This is a genomic window from Sphingobacterium litopenaei (assembly GCF_014692495.1).
GTDB classification, from domain to species: Bacteria; Bacteroidota; Bacteroidia; order Sphingobacteriales; family Sphingobacteriaceae; genus Sphingobacterium; species Sphingobacterium litopenaei.
In genome coordinates, this window is the sequence record NZ_JACOIJ010000044.1 from 1 (window position 1) to 22986 (window position 22986).

Genomic DNA, 22986 nt, shown 5'->3' on the forward strand with positions numbered 1-22986 from the left:
AGGACTGAAAATCCTTGTGTCGCTGGTTCGAATCCAGCTGGCACCACCACTAAAACTGAAAGTAACAGTTTCAAATCAAAAACTTAAAAGGTGCCATAGCTCAGTTGGTAGAGCAAAGGACTGAAAACCACATATCTTCTCCTAATACTATTCAAAAGTACTTCTTTTATACCTTTATTTAAAATAAATTGTCTCATTGTTGACGCACTTAATGTTTAAGCGAATTAAAACACCCCTCTTCTAATAAAAACATTTCCTTTCGAATACCTATCTAAGATCGTGAACATATCCATTGGTAAAGCAAGAACTGACGCACTGAGGTGACGCACTTTTATATGATTTTACCTTTAAAAATTATATTCCCCCCTCCCACCTCTCCAATTATTCTAACTATAAGGAACTAAATTAATTTATTACAAAACGACAATTTACTGACGCACTTAGGTGACGCACTTTTTATTTTAAGACCAATATCCAAATTTTTCGGTTACATTTTATTCCTATATATACCCCCACCAAATTTTGTAACCTCTCCTATTCGCTCGCCGTCCTGCGAGTTGAGCGAAGGTCGTTGAAGAGAAATGCGAAGCATGATTCAACGATATGTACGAAGTACACGGAGATTGTTGGCGGTATTTTTGAAAAATGGATTGTGTGTAAGGAATATCAAAAATAGTGACAACATCGTAGCCTGAGCGACAAGCAGGCGAGCCAAACTCTAAAAGCTGTTGAATTTTGAATGTGTACGTAGTACTTATTCAAAAGACAAAGGAGCTTTTATGAAACGAACCATTAATAGAAGGAATAAGTATGACAAACTGCGAAGCAATATAAAAGGTATCTTGCTTTTGCAGGATAACTTTTATATCTTGGTTTGGCGAATCTTATTCCCCTATAATGGTGACTGGAATGCCTTATAACCAACAAATTCAATCAATTATGGTAGATTTCAAAAAGAAGTTAAATAAGACAATTATAACTAAAAAACTCAATCCTGTAGATATATACGATACTTTAGATAGAAGGAGTGTTACAGGACCACTAAGACCTATTCAAAACACTATTCTAAACGAGTGGTTTACGGAAAGAAAAGAAGATAAAGATCTTATTATTAAACTTCATACAGGTGAGGGCAAAACACTGATTGGTCTATTAATTCTTCAATCAAAAATTAATTCTAATGATGGACCTTGTGTTTTTGTATGTCCCAATATATATTTGGTTAACCAAGTAATTGAAGATGCTAATAAATTTGGAATACCTATTTGTACAATTGAGAAAGACAACTTATTACCTGACGAATTTTTAAATGGAAAAAAAATTTTGATAACGCATGTTCAAAAGATTTTTAATGGAAAATCGATATTTGGGATTGGTAATAAGGGCGTAAACATCGGAACTATCGTTTTAGATGATGCACACGCTTGCGTTGATTCAATTAAATCGTCATTTACAATAGCTATTGATCGCGATGCAGATGAGTCAAAAGAATGCTATAAAAAAATATTTAATTTATTTGATACAGCTCTCCAAGAACAAGGTATGGGTTCGTATTTAGAATTATATACAAAATCAAATGACTCATTCCTTCCTATACCATATTGGGAATGGGAAGATAAGGCTGATGAAGTTATTAGTATATTATCGGTTTTTAAAGAAGAAAATTTTATAAAGTTCACATGGCCTTTATTAAAAGATAATATTAATAAATGCCAAGCATTTATTTCAGGGAATTATATTGAGATAACCTCAATCCATCTTCCTATAGAGAAGTTTTCATTTTTTGCAAATGCTAAAAATAGAATTTTAATGTCTGCAACAACTCAAGATGATTCTTTCTTTATAAAAGGATTAGATCTATCTATTGATGCAATTAAAACACCATTACGAGATCTTCACAAAAAATGGTCTGGGGAAAAAATGATATTATTACCTTCACTAATACATGATGATCTTACTAGAGATAGAGTAATTACATTATTTTCACCCCCAAATAAAAGTAGAAGTTTTGGGGTGGTATCATTAGTTTCTTCATTTGTAAAATCACAAATATATTATAATCAAGGAGCAATAACTCCCAATACATCAAATCTATACAATGAAATCAAAAAACTTAAATCTGGAAATTTTAGCAATTGCTTAGTCTTAGCTAATAGATATGATGGGATCGATTTACCCGATGAGAGTTGTAGAGTCCTAATAATCGATGGAAAACCGAATTTCACGTCTCTTTCTGATAAATATGAAGAGCAATCTAGAGCAAATAGTGATTATACTAATATAAAATTAGCACAAAAAATTGAACAGGGTTTAGGTAGAAGTGTGCGTGGTGAAAAAGATTTTAGTGCAATATTAATTATAGGAGCTGATCTTGTAAAATTTATTAAAAGCTCACAAACAAATAAATACTTTTCTGCACAAACTAGAAAGCAAATAGATATTGGTTTAGAGATAGCCAACATGGCAAATGATGATGATGAAAAATACAAAGACAATCGCATTAATCAATTAATTGATCTTATAAAACAGAGTTTAAATAGGGATGAGGGGTGGAAAGATTATTATACAGATGAAATGGATTCGATTGATGATAACCAAGATGTAACGTATAATCATAAAATATATGAGCTTGAGAAAAAATCAAGTAAACATTATTATATGGGCGAATATTCTAAAGCAGGAGATTATATTCAAGAAATAATCGATTCATATTTAGAAGATGATTTAGAAAAAGGATGGTATTTACAGTTGAAAGCAAGGTTTTTATATAAAGAAAGTAAAATCGAAGCGAATATATTGCAGAAAAGTGCATTTAGTCAAAATTATGAATTATTAAAACCCAAAGAAGGGATAACTTATAAAAAGCTTAGCTATATTAATGAGGATAGAATACAAAGAATTAAAAACTTCATACTTAAATTCAAGGATTATTCAGAATTTTCTTTAGAAGTAGAGGAAATTCTATCTAATTTAGATTTTGGAATTAGTCATGACAAATTTGAACGAGCGCTCCAAAAAACTGGTGAATTGTTAGGTTTTCTTTCTGAAAGACCTGACAAAGAGATTAAAAAAGGACCTGATAATCTATGGTGTGTTTCTGTAAACGAATATTTAGTATTTGAATGCAAGTCTGAAGTTGATTTGGATAGAGCAGAAATTGTTAAAACAGAGAGTGGTCAGATGAATAATCATTGTGGATGGTTTGAAGAAGAATACGGAAAAGATGTAAAAGTTAAATATTTTATGATTATCCCAACTAAAAAGTTATCTAATGCGGCAAACTTTACACATGATGTTGAAATTTTAAGGAAAGGGAAACTAAAAAATTTAAAGCTTTCAATTAAAGGATTTGTAAAAGAGTTTAAAGATTATGATTTGAGAACAATCACAAGCGAAAAGGTTCAAGAATTCTTAGTTAATCATAATCTTGATGTAGAGTCACTTTCAAGCAAATATAGTGAAAAACACATTCGTTAGTAATTTTTATTATTTATAATATGGAGTATCATATTTATTAGTATTTCTTTATCAAAAACCCATTAAGAAATTTTAATTAAGACCTCGTGATACATAAACGAGGTCTTTAAAATTAGAAGTATCCTTCGTCATTCAAACTATAATACCCCTCAGCCACAACGATCAAATGATCGCAAACCTCGATATCTAATACTTTACCTGCGTCTTTAGCCTTTTCGGTAATAGCCTTATCTAGGGAACTAGGAATTAGTTTTCCTGATGGATGATTGTGAGCAAGTATAATCTTAGATGCAGAAGCTTTTAATGCAATTGAGAATATTACTCGCATGTCAACCAATACAGAGTCTTTCCCTCCCATTGCAATATCAACTATACCTAATACTCGATTAGCATTGTTCAGTAAAATAACTTTGAACTCTTCTAGGAAGCTCATTAATCCTTTGTCCCAGACTTGTATTAATATTCCGTAAGCATCCTTCGAGTTAGTAATTTGAGGACATTCAGAAAGCTTGAATTTAGGTTTAAATTCGACTTTGATCTCTGATACATTTAGTAGATTTTTCATGCTGTAATTGTTTAATTAGTACTTAGTTTTTTTCAATACAGCATGTGGGGCGTGCTTATAATATACCTTCTATGGCCCGAATACCCCTATGATCTGAAGGCATGGGGGTTGTCCTAGACATAATATTAAGCGGAGGGGGCTATTTTCCAGAGCACAGACCAAGCTCTTAATCTTGCTGTAAATCAGTTGATTAGCATCATTTTAACTCACATTAAGATCAGAACAAACTATTAATCAACGGCTTGCATCAATAAAAAGTTCAGACTAAGAATCCAACTATATTATCCTTTTCTCACCAGTCGCTTACAGTTTCAGCAGAAAAGACTAATTAAGCCTAGCTCTATGCGCCAAAAGCAAAAACCGACAATTTTTTAAGGGGTCTAAGCCCCCGAAAAAACTGTCGGAAATCATTAAAACATAGATTAGTTATATCCCGTTTAAAGATAGGGCAATAGCAGTTTTTGGGGCTTCGTCCGCAAATCCATCGCCTTCTTTTAAAGGGGAAAATGGTTTGTGAAAGGTTACATTTTTTCATAGGGGTATATATAGATCAATTTTGTAACTTTTTACTGTACCCCGTTACAACATAACCTCGGACAGTTTTTCCATCAATTTTTTTCACCTCCTGATCCAAAATTATATGACAACTATAATTCTTTGGTGTAGCTTTAATTTCAGTTATATCGTGCTTTTCAAGTAAACCTTTATATTTCTCTTTAATATCAGAAGCTGAGTAAAACTCATCTAAAGTAAATTCTGATTTAATATCATCCGCGAATGATTTATTGTAGAGTTTTTCATTCAAATGATACTCTAGTATATGATCATCAACATCTTTTAACGATGTGCATTCTGTTAAAAGAAATTCACGTCCCTTCAGATTATACAATTCAACAACTTTATCAAAAATAAGAATGTACTTCCTTATAAACTCAACAGTTAGATCAAGTTTACCTTCTTCTAAAGCTTCTATTATTTCAACTATACTGATTAGCTTTTCTCTGAAAGCCTTATTAGGGTTATGATAAAGCTGATCTGAGCTTATATTAAATTCCTTATAAATAATATTAACTTCAAAGTGTTTAAGACTGGATTTATACAATGAACATTCTCTAAACGCTTTACAAATACTATTATTATTGTCATAATATGAAGAAACATTATTATAATATGTAGAGCAATCCAGCAAAAAATTACTCTTCTTCCCATTTAAGTCGACAAAATCAGCAAAAGGCATCGAATTAATTATAGTTGTGTATCTATTTTTAGAATTTATACTAACAGCTTTATCTCGCTTCGAAACAGTATCTAAATAATCTTGTTCGCTCGATTCATAATGATCAAACAATTCATCCTTGGTTAGAAATTCTATTCCTTCTTTTGGGGTAGTAATTATGTTAATGGATTTTACCAAAGTAGTATCTCTTACTCTTCCAATAATTTGAACGACATCTGTTAATGGATCTAATATCGAATGTAATGTTATAACGGGATCACTGATTATGATAATATTATATTCTTCTGTTATATTAATATCTAGACCTGCAAAGTATCTCCCTGTAAAAAAATTAATATCACAGAATTTGTCAACACTAATACTCGTTTCTATATGTTTTAACTTATACCCCTTGTATGTATCAACGTAATCTTTGCCACAGAATACTGAATATTCTTTATGATATCCGTGAATATCTATACATAACCTTATAATTTTGTTTGAATTAGCGAATATTAACCATTTTTTATCATTATTAGCTTTCAACACCTTGTCCAACATTAGAATAGAATTATTTGTTACACATAGGTTTACTTTCTTCGGGACATGATTAATTGGAATAATATTTAATACCGTAAACTCATCAAATCTTGGATCAGAAGGTTCAATGAATGTAGCAGTCACCATAGCCTTATGTTTAAACATGAAGAACGTATCCATAATAGAAGAGAATGATTGTCTAAAATCAGCACTTTTGATTATTCTATCACATTCATCAATAAGAATAAAGAATGTATTATATAGATCAATTGACATAATTTCACATGCTTTGACTAACTTGAAGAATGACTCTGGAGTAATCATAATTTTATAAAACGCAATACCTGAACATAAATACTCCTTTACTTGGCCAACTCCTATTCCTTCCCTTACTGCTAGAATTGAGGGATTATTTTTTTTCTTATTATCAATGATTTCTCGTGATTCCACTATGATAATTGAATGTCTTTTAGAATTAAGTTCCGTAGTTGTAGCTCCAATACCAGTAATGTTTTTTGATATTATTGTATTAGAAGGAATGATTCCTCCTTCTAATACATTGTTTAGATAGTTACCTTGAACGTTATTAAACTGTATATTCTTAATATTCATCGCTCGTAATAATTATAAGTTATTTAACATTTGCAATGCTCTATTTAATCTATCACCTGAAGCCATCTTAGATTGTAGATTCTTAATTTGATCATCAGAAACATAATTAATTTCCTCATCAGGCTCAGAACTATCGATTAAATATTCATTGAACTCTAATAGGTCTGTTGAATAAGTCTCTGTTGCATTATTATTCAAAGTAGTTACCTCATCAGCTATTCTTATTAATTTATCAATGTTTAGACTGACGTGTCTGTACAAATCAGTTAACTCCATTACCTTAGGCAGTTGGGAAAAATAAGGAGGCTCATACGGATATGCTTTATTATAGTTTGGAAAAATAATATTTACTTGTACCGAACTAATTAACTCATAAGATTCTAGCTTTGATAAAGAATCTAAAAGTCTAGCTAGCTTTGAAAGCTCAGATCCATAACATCTTTTTCTTAATTGGTTAAACTCTTCTACTGACATGATTGCATGTTGGTGATTGAAATTTGTAAAGAAATTTTCTTCTGTGAATGAATTGTTCATCTTGTATTTGTTTTTAAATCAGCGACATTGCTGATTTGTTGAAACAAAGATGAGGAGGATCCGAACGGATTAAGGGGGGAACAAAAAAGGGATTTCTTTTTAGAAATCCCCCTTATTTATAGAGCTTATTACGCATGAAGTCTTTTACAGCATCCTTGACTTCATTCCTTGTGGTATCTTCACTGTAGAGTATATTATATATCCTATCCTCAGTTGGAATTAAGTCAAATAAACTTAATGTGTGTAATACACAAAGATGCCTATGGAACTTGCTATTTCTAAGATTACTCTCTGACTGTTTATGGTACGCAGTGAATGCATAATTAAACAGTTCATCGAGCTTGTTAATTAGCAAAATAAATAGTCTATTCCAATTGGAAGACTGCGTATTTGGCTTCAACACTTTAGCGAAACCGTATAATGATTGCAAATACTTACTTGTTGGTACTGGCTCATTATTACCTTGTCTCAAAATATCCATAGCTATACCTATGTAGCTCCTTTCATCTTCATTTGAAAAAGAAGCTAGAAAATCCTTTATATCTTGCTTAATGAAACTTCTAATATGACGCTGTAAGTTTTCATTTCCTCTAATGTCAAAAGTATAATCGCTATTGCTAAATTTAGAATGGTTTAAGCTAATAGTATAATTATCAAAGTTGTCTAAGGACAAAAGATCAATATACTCCTGAAGCTTCTTCAACCCAATTTCATTACGTTGCACTAACTGTTTACTCGTTCGTTTTAACGATAAGTGCTGTACATTGCTTGTTTGATAATCAGCCATATAATGTGCTTCGAAAAGTGCATTACCTATGATATCATCGATATAGCCTATATACACCCTCTCTGATTCGGCTGATTGGGAATGTTCCTTTACTTCCTCATAGGTAGTTTCAAAGATATATTGGGAGAAAGAATCTCTCAAATTCCCACTATTAGGTGTTCCTTTAACTCCATTCTTTTCAGCAGGAAATTCAATAGTGTAAGAATATTCGTTATTGACAAGTTTATAATTAGCTATAACAAAGTAGACAAACTCTTCCTCATAATAAGATAATTTATCAGCACTTATTTTTATTGTATACTTAAATGGTGAATCTTGATTGGTCATAATCTAATTGGTTTCTGTAAAACAACAAAAAAAGCCTGACCTATCCAAAGATCAAGGCTCTTTCGGGTTACATTTTTTAGAGGGGGGATATATAGAGAAAAATTGTAACCCTTAATTATATTTCGGGAATATAGTCGATAAGGTTTTCAACATCCATTTGCCCTAATGATCGCAAATAAGTCAGAGTTACAGACATATTACTATGCCCCATCATCTTTTGAACTATGCTAACATCTTTGCATTTCTGATAAATTCTCACCGCGGATGTATGTCGAATTGAATATATGGTCTGATTACTTTTTAGTATGCCCTTACTCAGCATATCCTTTTTAGCTCTATCCCATAGCGTATTAAAATATCCAACATTATTCTTTTTCAGTGATAAAGAGAACAAATTTGTATCATCATGACTTAAGTACTCAATTCTATTTTCTAATGCTTCCTGCACATATTTAGGTACATTTACGACTCTGATTCCGCCTCCCTTATTCTCTTTACCGGATAAAATTATTTTAGAATATTCATCATTAAAATGCCTTTTACACAGAGATAAGATTTCCGTGTGCGGTCGTAACAAACAGCCATACATTATAAGTGCCATTAAGTATAAATCATCATTATAACCTTTTAGATACTCTAATAGTTTAGTGAATTCATCATCATTATAGATGACATGAAGAGTCACCTTTTGCTTTTGTTTCCTAGTATTTTTTAAGGGACTTTTTAATAAATACCCTCTATCCACAACTTCGTTAAAAATCACACTTAACATCCTCCTCTTGTTATTGTAATTAGATGCAGAGGTATTGTAAGTATATAGAAAGCTAATCAACCGATCAGCACTAAGATTTGTTATTTTAGCTTCCTTCTCCGCTCTTGTTAAATAGCTGAAAAGGTTTCTAACTAGATATCGCAAATCATTCTTGTATGATGCTGATATAGGTGAATTTAACTTATTCTCTAAAATTGATTCAATAACCTTTTCAACTGTATCACCTTTGGTTATTACTTTTCTGAACTTATTATAGACGCCATTTTCAGGATTCCAACCATCGTTCAGTGCTTCAATTGTTTTGAACTTTAATTGTTCAAGTGACGCACTTTTTAGCTTATGAGTCACCTGTCTATTTGGATTGATATCTAACCCTAGATGTTTTCCATTGTAAAAACGATATCTTTTCCCCTCAAAATAGAATGATATCATTCCTCTTTTCTCTAAATCTTTGCCATTGATGGCTCTTACTTCTATATACATAACATTTAAAAAATTGATAAAAAATCATCTTTAAACGTATACAGAGAAAATTATTTCAATCATTTACTGACACTTATCAGTAAATTCGCGGAATTCATTTGCTTATAAACATTCTTTTTTTACCTTTGTAACGTTGTCAGCAAATCCAGCTGGCACCACCGCAAAAACTGAAAGTAACAGTTTCTAAACAAAAACTTAAGGTGCCATAGCTCAGTTGGTAGAGCAAAGGACTGAAAATCCTTGTGTCGCTGGTTCGAATCCAGCTGGCACCACAAAAAAAGCTTCACAAATGTGAAGCTTTTTTTTTCGTATTTTATCCTAAATATCCCAATAAATAGTAGATAATTATAAAAACGATTATCGTCCCGAAGCACCCAAGTCCCATTTTCTTGGCACCCCAGCCTGCTATCAATGCTCTAAAGAATTTGTTCATGTTAGTAGTATTTATTAATGTGACACAACTATATAAACCCAGAATGCTTCAAAATGTTTTGTGGCAATTGTATATGTGTAGAGATATAACTATTTTTAATAAACCTCCAATTAAAACTTTTTACCTATGTTAATTTCAAACTTGCTTAAAATCATAATAAAAGCTTTCGGAGTCTATTTTCTATACTTGATCGGAATAGGAATTTTCGGATTTTTAAATTCAGTTTTTAACGCTCTTCCATCAACAGCCAATAGCAATCAAATCACAACTTTCATTATTCCCATCGTCTTTGCTTACATTTTCTTAGTAAAGACTGATTGGCTTGCGAATTGGTTACTTTCTGGTTATGACGACAAGATCCAAACTACTAAACCTGAATTTATTCATTTATTAGTGGTGACTATTGGTTTTTTAAGTATTATTTGGGGATTACTGAACTTTTTAGATCTTAATTTTAATTCTAACGGTTCAGGCCTTACTAGTGCCTATTCTTTTGGTATAAATTTTCAATTAGGGAATATCTTATTGATTATACTTGGCTATCTTATGCTGAAGAGAAGAGAGAAAATCAGTTCGTATTTTTCGATGCGAGGAGAAGAAAGCAGTAGTGAAGAAGATAATATATTGAAATAGCCAGACAGCTATTTCAATATATTTCTGACTTTTATTTTTCCCTCATAATGATGTTTAAGGTGAATACCTTCACCATGTACAGTCCAAATTTCAGTTGGTTGGACTTCCGTAATAAAATGGTTCAAATCATTCCAATCAATATGATCCGAAATAAACAACGTCATATCGTTATAATTCTGCAATCGCTTCCAACCTGAAGCAAACACACGTACCACATTCTTTGCACGGAAATAATTATGAAAGGTCATTGGGGGAACAAGATATATCTTATCTTGACCGTCCTTTAAAGCCTTTCTATTATAAATTTCATAGCTAAGTTTGACAAAACCTTTTTCATCATAAATACGATGAATAGGCGCTATATTATGATGTGTGTAAACAATCTTTTGGGGACAGTAGGTGTTGATTAAATTTGTAATACGTTGTGCCTTTCCTAACGCATAACAACCCAACATTATATTCAATTTTGTTGAATTTAGCTTTTTGATTTCTTCAATCGGATTGGGATGGATAACTGCTGGATCTGCGAACGTAGTTTCTGTTATCAACACATCCGCTTTGACATATTCTAAAGCCTCACAAGTACTATCTTCTTGCAATTTGTAATCACCCGTATAAAGATAACGAACGCCTTTATATTCCATTAGAATCTGCGCAGAACCTAAAATATGTCCAGCAGGAATAAATGATATTTGTACCTCCCCTATTTTAAAATCCTGTTTATATTCCTTTGGAAAATAAGAATTTAAAGGTTGCTTAGTGAAACGATGCTGCATAAAAGCAATCGTATTTGAAGTAGCAAAAATCGTATGATGTCCTGGAACGGCATGGTCACCATGCGCATGCGAAATCACGGCTTTTGAAACAGGATATTTTGGATCGATATAGAAATCACCATACACACAATAATAACCTAACTCATTCTCTATTAAAAAATCTTCTAAAATATCTGTTTTTAGCATATACGTATTAGCTGTTTATGTATTTCATATAGTTGAGGAATTAAAGGTTGAATGCCATTATTGACAATGATAAAATCAGCCAATTTTCTTTTTTCCTCCTCGGGCATTTGCTTGTTGATTCTATTGAGGACTTCTTCTCGGCTCACCCCATCACGATTCATTACACGCTCTATTCTCAATTCTTCTGGGGCCACGACCAGAATAGTATAATCTAAGGTCTTATAAGAGCCTGATTCAAACAAAAGTGCTGCCTCTTTCAGGCTGTAACATGAAGTTTGCGTATTAGCCCAATCTACCGCATCTTGAATGACCACGGGATGAACGATAGTATTTAGCAGTTCCAATTTTTCGGGATTATTAAATACTTGTGCAGACAACCATTTTCGATTCAGACTTCCATCTTCAAAATACACTTCCTCCCCAAAAGCTTGAATCAATCCTTCACGAATAATAACACTTCGTGTCATTATTAATTTAGCTTCCTTATCTGCATCATAAAAAGGAATACCCATTGTCTTGAAGATTTTAGCTACAAAACTTTTTCCGGAGCCTATACCTCCCGTGATTCCTACTTTAATTGATTTCATAGGATTATTATTTACGAACGAAGAAATCTACGTTTTGGGGTTCCAACTTTATTAATTGCACAAAATCAGGCAGCTTAGTGATACGAACAGGCAAACTTTTGACATGTCTTTCGTCCCAATTTTCTAAATCTACAATAGCTTCAAAATCGCTGGCTGTCCATTTCACATAATCTTTTAATGGAACCATAACTGTTAAAGACACTTTACTTGGAACCGTACGCACTGATGTATAACGCGTACCATTTGTAATTTTAATCGGAACCTCGATAATTTTTTCGGTCAATTCTCCTACAGGGATGACCACTTCAGTCATGCGCGGATAAATGGTAATATTCGTTTTGTTGTGCTTATTGATATTGGCAACCGTACGAATATCGGTAAATACCATATCCCCTTTAATCGTATCTGTTTCCAGATATTCAATATTGGTCACATCTTCGGTCGGTCCTGTAATCGTAACCATAGAAGGATTCATTTTGGTGTCACCTACAAATCCAAATTGCTTTTTGAAGGTAATACTGGTTGGAACTTTTATAGGGACTTTACGCTGAGTCTGACGCGAAAAATCGAAATACAAGGTATCCGGTGAAACGCCAATAACCTTCTTTTCCGAAGAAAACTGTCTATTGATAAAGCCAATTTGATTAGAGAAAACCACAAAATTTTTGGTATTTAGTCCACTCAAATCGACTTGCACATTGGTGGTATCCGAGCGCAATTGTGACATCAAAACATGCCAGCCACTCATTTTAATCCGTATATTCACGGTATCAGATTGCAAGGGGTGAAAAGCTCGCTTCTCGGGAATATTGACATATTGAATACCGGCCTTGATAGTAAATGTATATTGATTGGAAACAGCGATCAACAACCAAGCGACAAACGATATAATGAGACAACGCAAAAAGATGTTTATCTTTCTTTTATGAATTTTTGTAAACCTGCGTTGCTTCATATACACAAAGTTAAAAAAATATGCGGATGGGAATGTATTCCGCATAAAAAAAGCCATTTACCGACGAGGCAAATGGCTATTTATATATTTTAACTCAAAAATTATACTTTTGGCTCAGCATTAGCAGCTTTTGACGCATCTAAAGAAACTGCAGATTTGTCAAAGCGAATGCGAACACCAGAACCTACATCTACTAAGAAAGTAGTGTCAGATACTTCTACAATACGTCCGTGAATACCAGCAGTAGTCACGATTTTAGAGTTAACTCCCAATTCTTCGATATACTTCTTGTGATCTTTTTGTTTTTTCATTTGTGGTCTGATCATAAAGAAATAAAACACAATGATGATTAACACCATTGGTAACATTCCCATTAAACCACCACCACTTGCTTGTAATAAAATATTTGATATCATAATATATTTAAAAATTTATAATTTACTTTTCTACTGTTCCTCTAAGTTCTACTGTCATTACAGGAGTTTCAGCATTGGAAGAAATTGTGATTAACTTTTGCTGAACACCAGGATGACCTGCGCTATTAAAACTCACATTTATTTCGCCTTCTTTACCTGGCAATACTGGGTCTGTAGTATAGCTAGGAGTCGTACATCCACATGAAGTCGATACTTGACCTAATATCACTGGCTCAGTTCCTTCATTTTTGAACTTAAAAGTGTGATCCACCACTGCGCCTTCTTTTACTGTACCAAAATCATATTTACTTTCTTCAAATACAATTTTGCCACCACCAACAGCTGTTGCTTCGCCTTCGACAGTTACTGTAGAATCAGCGGCTTCATTTGAGTTTTTAGATGAATTATTACATGCAACAAGCATGGATAAAGCTAAACCAGCAAATAATAGTTTGTTCATAGTTATATCTAGTCTTTTAGTCCTCTTCCTGACTTACGAATACGACCTTGCTTGGTCAAATCTGCAAGAATTTTGTCTAATATACCATTTATAAATGTATTACTTTTCAATGTGCTGAATGTTTTTGACAATTCGATGTATTCATTGATGGTAACTTTCACAGGTATAGATGGGAAATTGATTAATTCGCTAATTGCCATACGCATTAAAAGCGTATCCATTAAAGCAATACGATCTGCTTCCCAATTTTTAGTTTTTTCAGCAATAAGTTGTTGATATTCATCCGCGTAACGGATAGATGTTTTCAATAATTCTGAAACAAACTCTTCATCTTCAGACCAATTTGGAGTCAAATCAGCTAATTTATTTTGTGAAGGAACTTCTGAACTGAAGTTTTTGAAGGTTTTAGCAATCATCGCCTGCAACACTTCTTTATCCACTGTCCAGTTGATGAATTTCTCTTCGAAAACTTGTTCGATTTCTACCGATTTCAAAATAATTTTTTTGAAGATATATTTGATAATATCTTTCTCGGCAGTGATACTACGGTCTTCCGATTGTAAGTATTCCAAGTAAGCCTCAGAATCTTTTAGCTGCGCAAAGATCGAACGTACAATCTCTGGGTCAAACTCCCAAGACACCTTATATTTTTTTACCAGCTCAAGGTAAGTTCTATTTTGACGCAGCGACTCAATAAACGTATTGCTATTCAGTTTGGTTGTCAAAATTTTATCCTTCTCTGTAGGTAAAAATTTTGCGGCACGACTTTCGGCATCTACTACTACGTATTCAGCTACTTCATCCAGTAAATTCAATGTCCAGATGTACATTTCATTTACCTCTTCTACATTCTTGAAAAGTGCCTTTTCAAAATCCTTAATCTGTTTATCGTCAGATAAACTGTACGCATAAAGCGTTTGCATAACCTTAACTCTAAGGTGTCTTCTGTTTAACATAAGTGTATAAGAACGAATTTATTTATAAAGAACGCTTTTAAATGTGAAGACCAATTACACTTATCGTTTGATTAGAGACATATCCGCAATACGTTTTTCAGCCAATTGCTTCGCTGCCTCATAAGTAGTAATATTTTCTTCTCTAGAACGCTGCAGCACGTGACGTGTCGCAGTATATATATTGCGGATCAATGATTCTGTACGGTCATTACCATATCCTTCCAATTCAGAATAGCAACTAATTAAAGCTCCTGAATTGATTAAGAAATCTGGTGTGTACAATATATTATGTTCCTTCAACAATTGTATTGTTTTTTCTTCTTCTTTGATTTGGTTGTTTGCAGAACCCGCTATGATTTTGCAACGCATTTTAGGCACAGTATCTGGATTGACAGTTCCGCCTAATGCACATGGTGCATATACATCCACATCCAATTCATAACTTGTACTATATTGGATTGGCTCAGCTTTGTACTTAGCCGCTACTTTCAATTTACGCTCTTCGGTCATATCCGAAACGTACACACGTGCATTTTCATTTCTTAGCATAGAAACTAAATGCTCCCCTACAGATCCCACACCTTGAACAGCAACTTTACGTCCTGCTAAGGAATCATCACCGTATAACTCTTTGATCGCAGCTTTGATTCCATAAAATACACCTCGTGCCGCAAAAACTGTAGTATCTCCTCCTCCGTTCATTGAAGTGGGTAGGCCCGCTACATAATTCGTCTCGGCATGGATGTATTCTAAATCTTTTTGTGTGGTACCTACGTCTATAGAGGCTATGAAATTACCGTTTAATCCTTCGATAAATTTACCAACTCGACGCATCAAAACTTCTGTTTTGTCCGTACGGTTGTTACCTATGATTACAGCACATCCTCCTCCTAAATTCAACCCAGCTAATGATGCTTTGTAAGTAATTGCTTTTGAAAGACGCAATGCATCTTCGATAGCCTCTTCTTCTGACTCATATGGCAACATACGTACTCCGCCAATGGCAGGACCTAATGTCGTATCATGGATCGCTACAATAGCTTTTAGTCCTACAGCAGGATCATTACAAAAGAACAAATTCTGATGATCAGCAGTGGACATCAGATTGAAAATAGTAGAATTTTGCATACCCAAAATTATAATTCAAACTGCCCTTTCTTAGGCTGTACAAAATTAATAAATAATTTTTGTTAAAATCACCTTTTCACGCATTTATAAAACTATGACTTTAATACTACCATATCGATGAAAATATTAAAGCTAAACCCTTACCTTTGTTAGCAAATCATGAAAGATCTAGCTTATTTAAATAAATATTTCATAAAATACAAATGGCGCTTGATTCCAGGTGTTATCTTCGTTATTATCTCTAATATATTTGGTATACTACCTGCCAAAGTTATCCGAGAAGCCTTTGACTTGGTGAAAGAAAACATCGAATTGTATAAGTTGTACGATGGTTTTGAGAACCAGCAATCTATTTATGATGCTTTCGGTAAAAGCCTACTTTATTTTGGCGGACTCGTATTATTATTAGCATTGTTACGAGGTATTTTCCTTTTCTTAATGCGTCAATCCATTATTTTAATTTCTAGATATATTGAATATGATTTGAAAAACGAAATCTATCAGCATTACCAGGCATTGGATTTTGCTTTTTTCAGACGTAATAATACAGGTGATTTAATGAGTCGTGCGACCGAAGATGTCAATCAAGTGCGTAATTATCTTGGTCCTGCAATCATGTACACGATCAATACGGTGACATTATCAATTATGATCATCTATGCGATGTATGATGTCAATCCTACATTGGCTACTTACGCTTTATTACCTATCCCCATTATTATGGTGATTATTTTATTTATCAATAAAATAATTAACCAACGCAGTACACGTATTCAAGCCCAACTATCCAAACTTTCTTCTTTCGTACAAGAAACGTTTTCGGGTATACGCGTTATCAAAACCTATACCCAAGAAGTCAGCAAAATAAAAGAATTCAAGAAAGAAAGTAACCATTACCGCAATACGGCTTTGGATTTGGTTCGTGTTCAAGCTATTTTCTTCCCATTAATCATTTTCTTAGTTGGTTTTAGTACAATCATTACCGTTTATATCGGCGGTTTGGAAGTGAATAAAGGAACTATTACGGCCGGTAATATTGCAGAATTTATTATTTACGTCAATCAATTAACCTTCCCGGCATTGGCATTAGCGTGGGTAACTTCTTTGATTCAGCGTGCTGCAGCTTCCCAAAAACGTATCAATGAATTTTTGAATACCACCTCCGAGATTCCGAATGGAACGATTACTAAAAATTTGACAGGAAATATCAAATTAGAAAACGTCAGCTTCACTTACCCAGAAACAGGTATAAAAGCATTGGATAATATCTATCTGGAAATCAAGGCTGGCCAAACTGTAGCTATTATCGGGAAAACAGGATCGGGAAAAAGTACATTATCCAATCTGTTGCTTCGTATGTACGATGCTGACAAGGGTAAGATCAGTTTCGATGGTATAGACATCAAAGATTTTGACTATGCGCATTTGCGTCATCAGATAGGTTTTGTTCCTCAAAATGTGTTCTTATTTTCGGACACTATTGCAAATAATATTGCATTTGGATTAGACACATATACTTCAGAACAAGTCGAAACCGCAGCAAAACAAGCCGCAGTATACGAAAATATCAAAGGTTTTGAAGAAGGCTTTGAAACACATATTGGCGAACGTGGCATTACGCTTTCGGGTGGTCAAAAACAACGTGTTTCTATTGCTCGTGCTTTAATTAAAAATCCAGAAATCTTAATTTTTGACGATTGTCTTTCGGCGGTAGACACCAAAACAGAAGAGGAAATTCTACATAACCTAAGTCAGATTATGAAAGACAAAACATCTGTATTCATAGCACATCGTATATCTACGATTAAGAATGCTGATCATATTATTGTGTTGGAAAATGGCAGAATAATTGAAGAAGGTGATCATGAAACTTTACTTGCCTTAGGTGGCGAGTATGCTGATTTGTACGAAAAGCAACTACTTCAAGCTCAAGAGTAATCACAATAAATTATTGGTTTTTAAAGTATAATTGTTAAATTTCAAGAAATAATTTTACTTTAACTAACCAATGAAGGTATTAGCCGTATTTTTAGGATTACTCTTTTTCACTCATTCTATTGCTCAAGTAAGCGAATTTCCGAAAATTACTCCAGCAAATTTTCAAATTGTCAATAATAATCCTGACCCAAATGCTAATGCCGTTGTGTTATTGGAAACTGCTAAAACGCACATGGACATCAGCGAGCGCGACCGTGCTTTACGCATTTTTCATACCTACAAAGCGAGAATAAAAATTCTTTCACAAGAAGGATTTGATAAAGCTAATTTTACTATACCACTATATAAGTTTGGCAAAGATTTCGAATATGTAACCAATGTTGAAGGTAAAACATATAACCTAGAAAATGGACGCTTGACTGAAACCATTCTGGAACGAAAAAGTGTAATCACCGAGAATAAAAGCGAATACCTGCAATTAACTAAATTCACCCTACCCAACATTAAAGTTGGCTCCATCATTGAAATAGAATACAATTTAGTTTCGCCTGATATTTTCAATTTTAGAAGCTGGCAATTTCAATCCGATATTCCAAAAATTCGCAGCGAATATAATGTGCGAATCCCCGCTATAAGCAATTATAATGTTACCCTTAAAGGTCCTTTAAAGTTAGAAGACACTAAATCCAAAAGAGAAAGTGGCTGTATCGTGTTGATGGGAGCGCGATACGATTGCTCGAACATCATATACAGTATGAATGCTATTCCAGCATTCAAAGAAGAAGCTTATATGCTTGCGCCCAAAAACTATATTTCTGCTATTAATTTTGAACTTGTCGAAATGCTGAATCCAAATGGCTCTGTGGACAAATACACCAAAGCCTGGAAAGATGTCGATATGGAGCTAATGACGGACAAAAGCTTCGGAGGTCAGCTAAAGAAAGTAGATTTTATCAAACAAAAATTAGACCCTAAGATATTAGAGATTGTAGATCCACAACTTCGATCAGCGGAAGCTTACCAATGGGTAAGTAAAAACATAAAACTAAACAACCTTTATGGCAAATATAGTCAGCATGGCATCGAAGATGCTTTAGAACGCCGTAGCGGAAATGTTGGCGATATCAATTTAGCATTAACCACAGCATTTAATGCTGCGGGCTTGGAAGCCTATCCTGTAATCATTTCGACCCGAAATAATGGTTTGCCGCATGACTTGCATCCAGTACTATCCGACTTCAATTATGTGATTGCGGCAGTGAAGATCAACGATGAATACGTGCTAGCCGATGCGACAGATCCGTTGGTGCCATTTGGAGAATTGCCACTACATTGTATAAACGGCAAAGGCCGAATTATTTATTCCCGTAAATCCTCCGAATGGATTGAACTAACCAATAAAACTGTTTCAGTCAAAGAATATACTTTTATCGGTAAACTTGATTTGGATGGTAAATTAAAAGGAAAACTATCTATTACATCTGCTGGTCTGGACGCTGTACACAAACGAAAAGAAATATTAGACTACCCAAGTTTTGAGGAATACACTGAAAAGTTCGATGAAAAATTAACCAACACGAGTATTATAAATTCATCCGTTCAAAGTTTGGATGATCCTGCGAAGTTGCTTCATGAAGAGTTTGACATCGAAACACATTTAACAGGGGCGCTGCAGTCAGGACATGTTCAGTTTAACCCTATTTTTATTTCGCGTATAACACAAAATCCATTCAATTTAGATGAACGTACATACGATGTAGATTTGGGGGCTCGTGATTCAGAAAAACATACGATAGAAATTGAATTGCCTGAAGGATTTACTTTCAAACAAGGACCTAAAAAAATGAATATAGCCTTACCAGGTAGTTCGGCACGCTACTATTATTCGGGAGAAGTACAAGGAAATAAATTAATCGTTACCCAACAATTAGCGCTGAACAAAGCCATTTATACCAGTGAAGAATATTTTGGTTTGAAAGAATTGTTCTCTCGCATTATTCAGCATATGCAAATAGATTATGAATTTAATTACCAGCCTAAATAATGAGATTTACTAGCATCCTTTTAATTGCGCTGACCTTTGCTCTTAATTCCCTTTTCGCTCAGGAATTTGCCGTTGAAACTATTCCAAACGGATTAAAAAGCAGAGCAACGGCAATTTTGCGAAATGAACACATCAGTTTTGACATGAAAGCTGATAACAATATAACGGAAACAGTCACACGCGCCATTACGATTCTGAACAAGTCCGGAGAAGATTATAGTGATCTGACTTTATTCTATGATAAGAGCAAAACAATAAAAGATATCAAAGGATTTGTCTACGATGAATTTGGCAAACAAATAGGAAAATTCGGACAGAAAGATTTTAAAGATTACAGTGCTACTGATGGTGTAAGCATGTATGCGGATTCACGCGTAAAACACTACTCTCCTAGTGTAACAATCTATCCGTACACCATAGTGTATAGCTATGAAATCAAGCATGGACAAAATTTGTTCATCCCCTATTGGTATCCAAATCGCAGTAATGATCTCGCCGTCGAAAAAAGCACCTATCAATTTAGTTGCAAACCAGAGCTCAATCTTCGCATCAAAACCGAAAATCTACAACAAGAAGCTGTAGTAACCACTAACGAAAAAGGAAAAACATATACTTGGACCGCATCCAATCTCCAGGCACGCAAGGAAGAACCATATTCTCCGATTGAACATCCCAGCAAGATGATTGTCAAAATCGTTCCAGAGACTTTTCAATACTACAAAAGAACTGGTAAAGTAACCAATTGGCAAGATTTCGGGAAATGGGTACACGATGAACTATTGAAAGGAAAGCATGACCTCCCTGCCACAACAATAGAAAAAGCTAAACAAATAGCTAATCAATTTGACCATCCTAGAGATAAAGCTAAGGCACTGTATAAGTATATGCAAGATAAGACACGCTATGTCAGCGTACAAATCGGCATAGGCGGTTTGGAGCCTTTCCCAGCATCCTACGTAGATCGTTTAGGATACGGCGACTGTAAAGCTTTGGTAAACTATATGCAGTGTTTATTAGCAGCTGTAGATATACCATCCTTGTATTGTGTGGTAGAAGCAGGTAACCAGAAAGTAAGTTTGGATGAATCTTTTGCTAATGCGGTGGATGGAAATCATATTATTCTGTGTGTTCCTTTTGAAAACGACACCACTTGGCTTGAATGTACGAGCAACAAAAATCCTTTCGGTTATTTAGGAGATTTTACGGATGACCGCTTGGTATTGGCGTGTACAGCAGATGGAGGAAAAGTATTTCGGACACAGAGATATCTTGCTACTGAAAGTCTACAAACCCGCAAAAATACCTTTAAAGTCACTAAAGAAGGAACTCTAGTGGGTAAAATAGCAACTCAATTTTCAGGTTCGCAATTTGAAAACCATTTCTACAATATGTTTAACAGCTTGCCTGACCAAAACAAACAATTGAAGAAATATTATGATGTCAACAATATTGTATTCGACAAAATCGAATATAAAGTAAATAATGAAAAAGAGCCTATTTTAGAAGAAAATTTAGAGGTTAATATCCGTAGTTATGTAGTGAAAAATGGCAACAATTACATTCTGACACCTAATGTATTCAATGTACAACGTAATATTCCAGAATCTCGAAACCGAACAAATCCGCTGTACATTAACCGAGGATATACCGATATCGATGAAACAGAATTTGTTTTTGAAGAGAAATTAAAAGGATTTTTAGTTCCTGTCAATGAATCCATTGAATGTGCCATGGGAAAATATGAATTGAAAATTGCCTCTGATGGTCAAAAAGTGAAATATTATCGTAAATTAGAGATTAAGGATGGAACTTATCCTGCCGATCAATACCAAACGTATTTTGATTTTATATCTAAAGTAGCGGCGAACGACCGAATACGCTACACCATCCATATTGCGGAAGAAAAGTAAATCTTCCACTTTGGGGCATTAGCTCATTTGGCTAGAGCGCTTCGCTGGCAGCGAAGAGGTGATCGGTTCGAATCCGATATGCTCCACCAACCTTAATAAACAAAAAAGGCTAAAACATACTATGCTTTAGCCTAATAATACAATATAAAGTATTTTATACTACTCTTACGTTAGTAGCGTTAAGTCCGTTACGTCCTTGTTCTACTTCATATGACACCTGGTCATTCTCTCTGATATTATCTCTAAGACCTGTCATGTGCACAAATAAATCGTTTCCACCATCATTTGGTGTAATAAAACCATATCCTTTTGTGTTGTTGTAGAATTTTACTGTTCCTTCTTGCATTTTGTAATATATTAAAATAAAAAAATTTGTTAAGGCTATAAAGCCATCCTTTTTAAGACTTTTTAGATCTAAATAATCATTCGTTAACTAAACGTGAAAAGAAATAAATGATTTTGAAGGAGAACAAATTCAAATAGTAACTTCATCAAATTAGATGATAACATTAGCAATGTAAAGCGAAAACTAAAAAAGAAGAGTAAACTATTCGGTTCTAGAGAAGCAAGGCAGAGCCTGATTATACCCAAAGATAACATTATTTATCTGATATCCAATTTTTTATTATTTTAATTATTGAGCAATCCTCCACGTTTAAATTGTTCGATATTCTTGAAATTATCGCTTTTTAGGTACTCTTCTAGTATGCGGCTTTACATAAGTTCCATCCTTTCTATAATACCCTCTAACATGAACAGTACCACTGGGCGCTGACGAAGAAGACGCTTGTGGATATTTTTCTCTATTAATTTTAGCAGTGTCATTTACCGCAGTCAAATTGGGAGAATATGCTTTAAAAGAAGGTCTATAAATGAAACCAATTCTGTTATTATACTTAACCTTTCGAAAACCTTTTCTTGAACTATCTAATATCATATATAGTGACTCTCCAGACTGAATATAATTTGTCTCGACACTATTTGTATCAGTTTTAGAATAAATTTTCGCTTCTTTAGTGATAGTTACAGAGGGTGTAAATTAAACTGTGTCATTAAATAAATACTTATTTTTAGACACAGTATAATGAACAACGAGAAATTTGATTTTGAGCGCTTCAAAGAATAAGCTATGAAAGGCCTTTACGAAGGCAAAAAGATGGGTGGTACAGATGGAGTTTTTGCTCCCATGCTAAAGCATTTATTAGAATCAATGTTAGAAGGTGAGTTAGAAAATCATCTTTTAGAAAATAA

19 protein-coding genes and 2 tRNA genes are annotated in these 22986 nt (G+C 33.8%); 8 read left to right on the forward strand and 13 right to left on the reverse strand.

From position 1 onward, the window contains the following. Nucleotides 1-779 precede the first annotated feature (779 nt). Nucleotides 780-920 carry a hypothetical protein gene (locus H8B04_RS15335; RefSeq protein ID WP_190302908.1) on the forward strand — a complete coding sequence of 47 codons (141 nt, stop codon included), beginning with the start codon at nt 780-782 and terminating at the stop codon, nt 918-920. Nucleotides 921-939: 19 nt separating this feature from the next. Then, nucleotides 940-3477, forward strand: coding sequence for a DEAD/DEAH box helicase family protein (locus H8B04_RS15340; protein WP_190302909.1), 2538 nt, complete (start codon nt 940-942; stop codon nt 3475-3477). Nucleotides 3478-3589: 112 nt separating this feature from the next. On the opposite strand, the gene H8B04_RS15345 is transcribed toward H8B04_RS15340, so the two are convergent. From H8B04_RS15345 to H8B04_RS15365, 5 genes are all read right to left on the reverse strand, one after another. Next, entirely contained in the window at nt 3590-4042 is a 453-nt protein-coding gene (locus H8B04_RS15345) for a JAB domain-containing protein (protein WP_190302910.1), read from the reverse strand. Between the two features lie 550 nt (nt 4043-4592). Further along, nucleotides 4593-6410 (reverse strand): hypothetical protein, encoded by a 1818-nt coding sequence (locus H8B04_RS15350; protein WP_190302911.1) that lies wholly within the window; start codon nt 6408-6410, stop codon nt 4593-4595. 12 nt (nt 6411-6422) lie between these two features. Then, a complete protein-coding gene (locus H8B04_RS15355) occupies nt 6423-6944 on the reverse strand; it encodes a hypothetical protein (protein ID WP_190302912.1) in 522 nt (173 codons plus the stop codon). 112 nt (nt 6945-7056) lie between these two features. After that, nucleotides 7057-8058, reverse strand: coding sequence for a hypothetical protein (locus H8B04_RS15360; RefSeq protein ID WP_190302913.1), 1002 nt, complete (start codon nt 8056-8058; stop codon nt 7057-7059). A 115-nt stretch (nt 8059-8173) separates the two neighbouring features. Continuing rightward, nucleotides 8174-9313 carry a tyrosine-type recombinase/integrase gene (locus H8B04_RS15365; protein WP_190302914.1) on the reverse strand — a complete coding sequence of 380 codons (1140 nt, stop codon included), beginning with the start codon at nt 9311-9313 and terminating at the stop codon, nt 8174-8176. A 199-nt stretch (nt 9314-9512) separates the two neighbouring features. Between H8B04_RS15365 and H8B04_RS15370 the strand changes: the two genes are divergently transcribed. Both H8B04_RS15370 and H8B04_RS15375 read left to right on the forward strand, forming a co-directional pair. Beyond that, nucleotides 9513-9585: transfer RNA gene (locus H8B04_RS15370), tRNA-Phe, on the forward strand. Between the two features lie 287 nt (nt 9586-9872). Then, nucleotides 9873-10379, forward strand: coding sequence for a hypothetical protein (locus H8B04_RS15375; protein WP_190302915.1), 507 nt, complete (start codon nt 9873-9875; stop codon nt 10377-10379). An 8-nt stretch (nt 10380-10387) separates the two neighbouring features. Here H8B04_RS15375 and H8B04_RS15380 read toward each other — a convergent pair whose 3' ends face one another. From H8B04_RS15380 to H8B04_RS15410, 7 genes are all read right to left on the reverse strand, one after another. After that, complete coding sequence (locus H8B04_RS15380; protein ID WP_165291361.1) at nt 10388-11341, reverse strand: MBL fold metallo-hydrolase; 954 nt, start codon at nt 11339-11341, stop codon at nt 10388-10390. Continuing rightward, nucleotides 11335-11928 (reverse strand): dephospho-CoA kinase, encoded by a 594-nt coding sequence (gene coaE, locus H8B04_RS15385; RefSeq protein ID WP_190302916.1) that lies wholly within the window; start codon nt 11926-11928, stop codon nt 11335-11337. Before coaE ends, H8B04_RS15380 begins: the two co-directional genes overlap by 7 nt. Nucleotides 11929-11935: 7 nt before the next feature. Further along, the gene (locus tag H8B04_RS15390; protein ID WP_165291359.1) at nt 11936-12883 is read right to left on the reverse strand and encodes a YbbR-like domain-containing protein; all 948 of its coding nucleotides are present in this window, start codon (nt 12881-12883) and stop codon (nt 11936-11938) included. Nucleotides 12884-12984: 101 nt separating this feature from the next. Then, complete coding sequence (yajC, locus tag H8B04_RS15395) at nt 12985-13299, reverse strand: preprotein translocase subunit YajC (RefSeq protein ID WP_165291358.1); 315 nt, start codon at nt 13297-13299, stop codon at nt 12985-12987. Between the two features lie 22 nt (nt 13300-13321). Next, on the reverse strand, nt 13322-13759 hold the full coding sequence (locus H8B04_RS15400) for a DUF1573 domain-containing protein (protein ID WP_206366868.1): 438 nt from the start codon (nt 13757-13759) through the stop codon (nt 13322-13324). An 8-nt stretch (nt 13760-13767) separates the two neighbouring features. Continuing rightward, the gene (gene nusB / locus H8B04_RS15405; RefSeq protein ID WP_223815458.1) at nt 13768-14682 is read right to left on the reverse strand and encodes a transcription antitermination factor NusB; all 915 of its coding nucleotides are present in this window, start codon (nt 14680-14682) and stop codon (nt 13768-13770) included. Between the two features lie 93 nt (nt 14683-14775). After that, a complete protein-coding gene (locus H8B04_RS15410; protein ID WP_165291356.1) occupies nt 14776-15843 on the reverse strand; it encodes a Glu/Leu/Phe/Val family dehydrogenase in 1068 nt (355 codons plus the stop codon). Between the two features lie 159 nt (nt 15844-16002). On the opposite strand from H8B04_RS15410, the gene H8B04_RS15415 reads away from it, so the two are divergent. From H8B04_RS15415 to H8B04_RS15430, 4 genes are all read left to right on the forward strand, one after another. Further along, entirely contained in the window at nt 16003-17781 is a 1779-nt protein-coding gene (locus H8B04_RS15415) for an ABC transporter ATP-binding protein (protein ID WP_165291355.1), read from the forward strand. A 70-nt stretch (nt 17782-17851) separates the two neighbouring features. After that, nucleotides 17852-19825 carry a DUF3857 domain-containing protein gene (locus H8B04_RS15420; protein WP_165291354.1) on the forward strand — a complete coding sequence of 658 codons (1974 nt, stop codon included), beginning with the start codon at nt 17852-17854 and terminating at the stop codon, nt 19823-19825. Next, nucleotides 19825-21735 (forward strand): DUF3857 domain-containing protein, encoded by a 1911-nt coding sequence (locus tag H8B04_RS15425; RefSeq protein ID WP_190302917.1) that lies wholly within the window; start codon nt 19825-19827, stop codon nt 21733-21735. Before H8B04_RS15420 ends, H8B04_RS15425 begins: the two co-directional genes overlap by 1 nt. 12 nt (nt 21736-21747) lie before the next feature. After that, a tRNA-Ala gene (locus H8B04_RS15430) sits at nt 21748-21824 on the forward strand. 65 nt (nt 21825-21889) lie between these two features. Here the strand turns inward: H8B04_RS15430 and H8B04_RS15435 are convergent. After that, nucleotides 21890-22081 carry a cold-shock protein gene (locus tag H8B04_RS15435; protein ID WP_165291352.1) on the reverse strand — a complete coding sequence of 64 codons (192 nt, stop codon included), beginning with the start codon at nt 22079-22081 and terminating at the stop codon, nt 21890-21892. Nucleotides 22082-22986 lie beyond the last annotated feature (905 nt).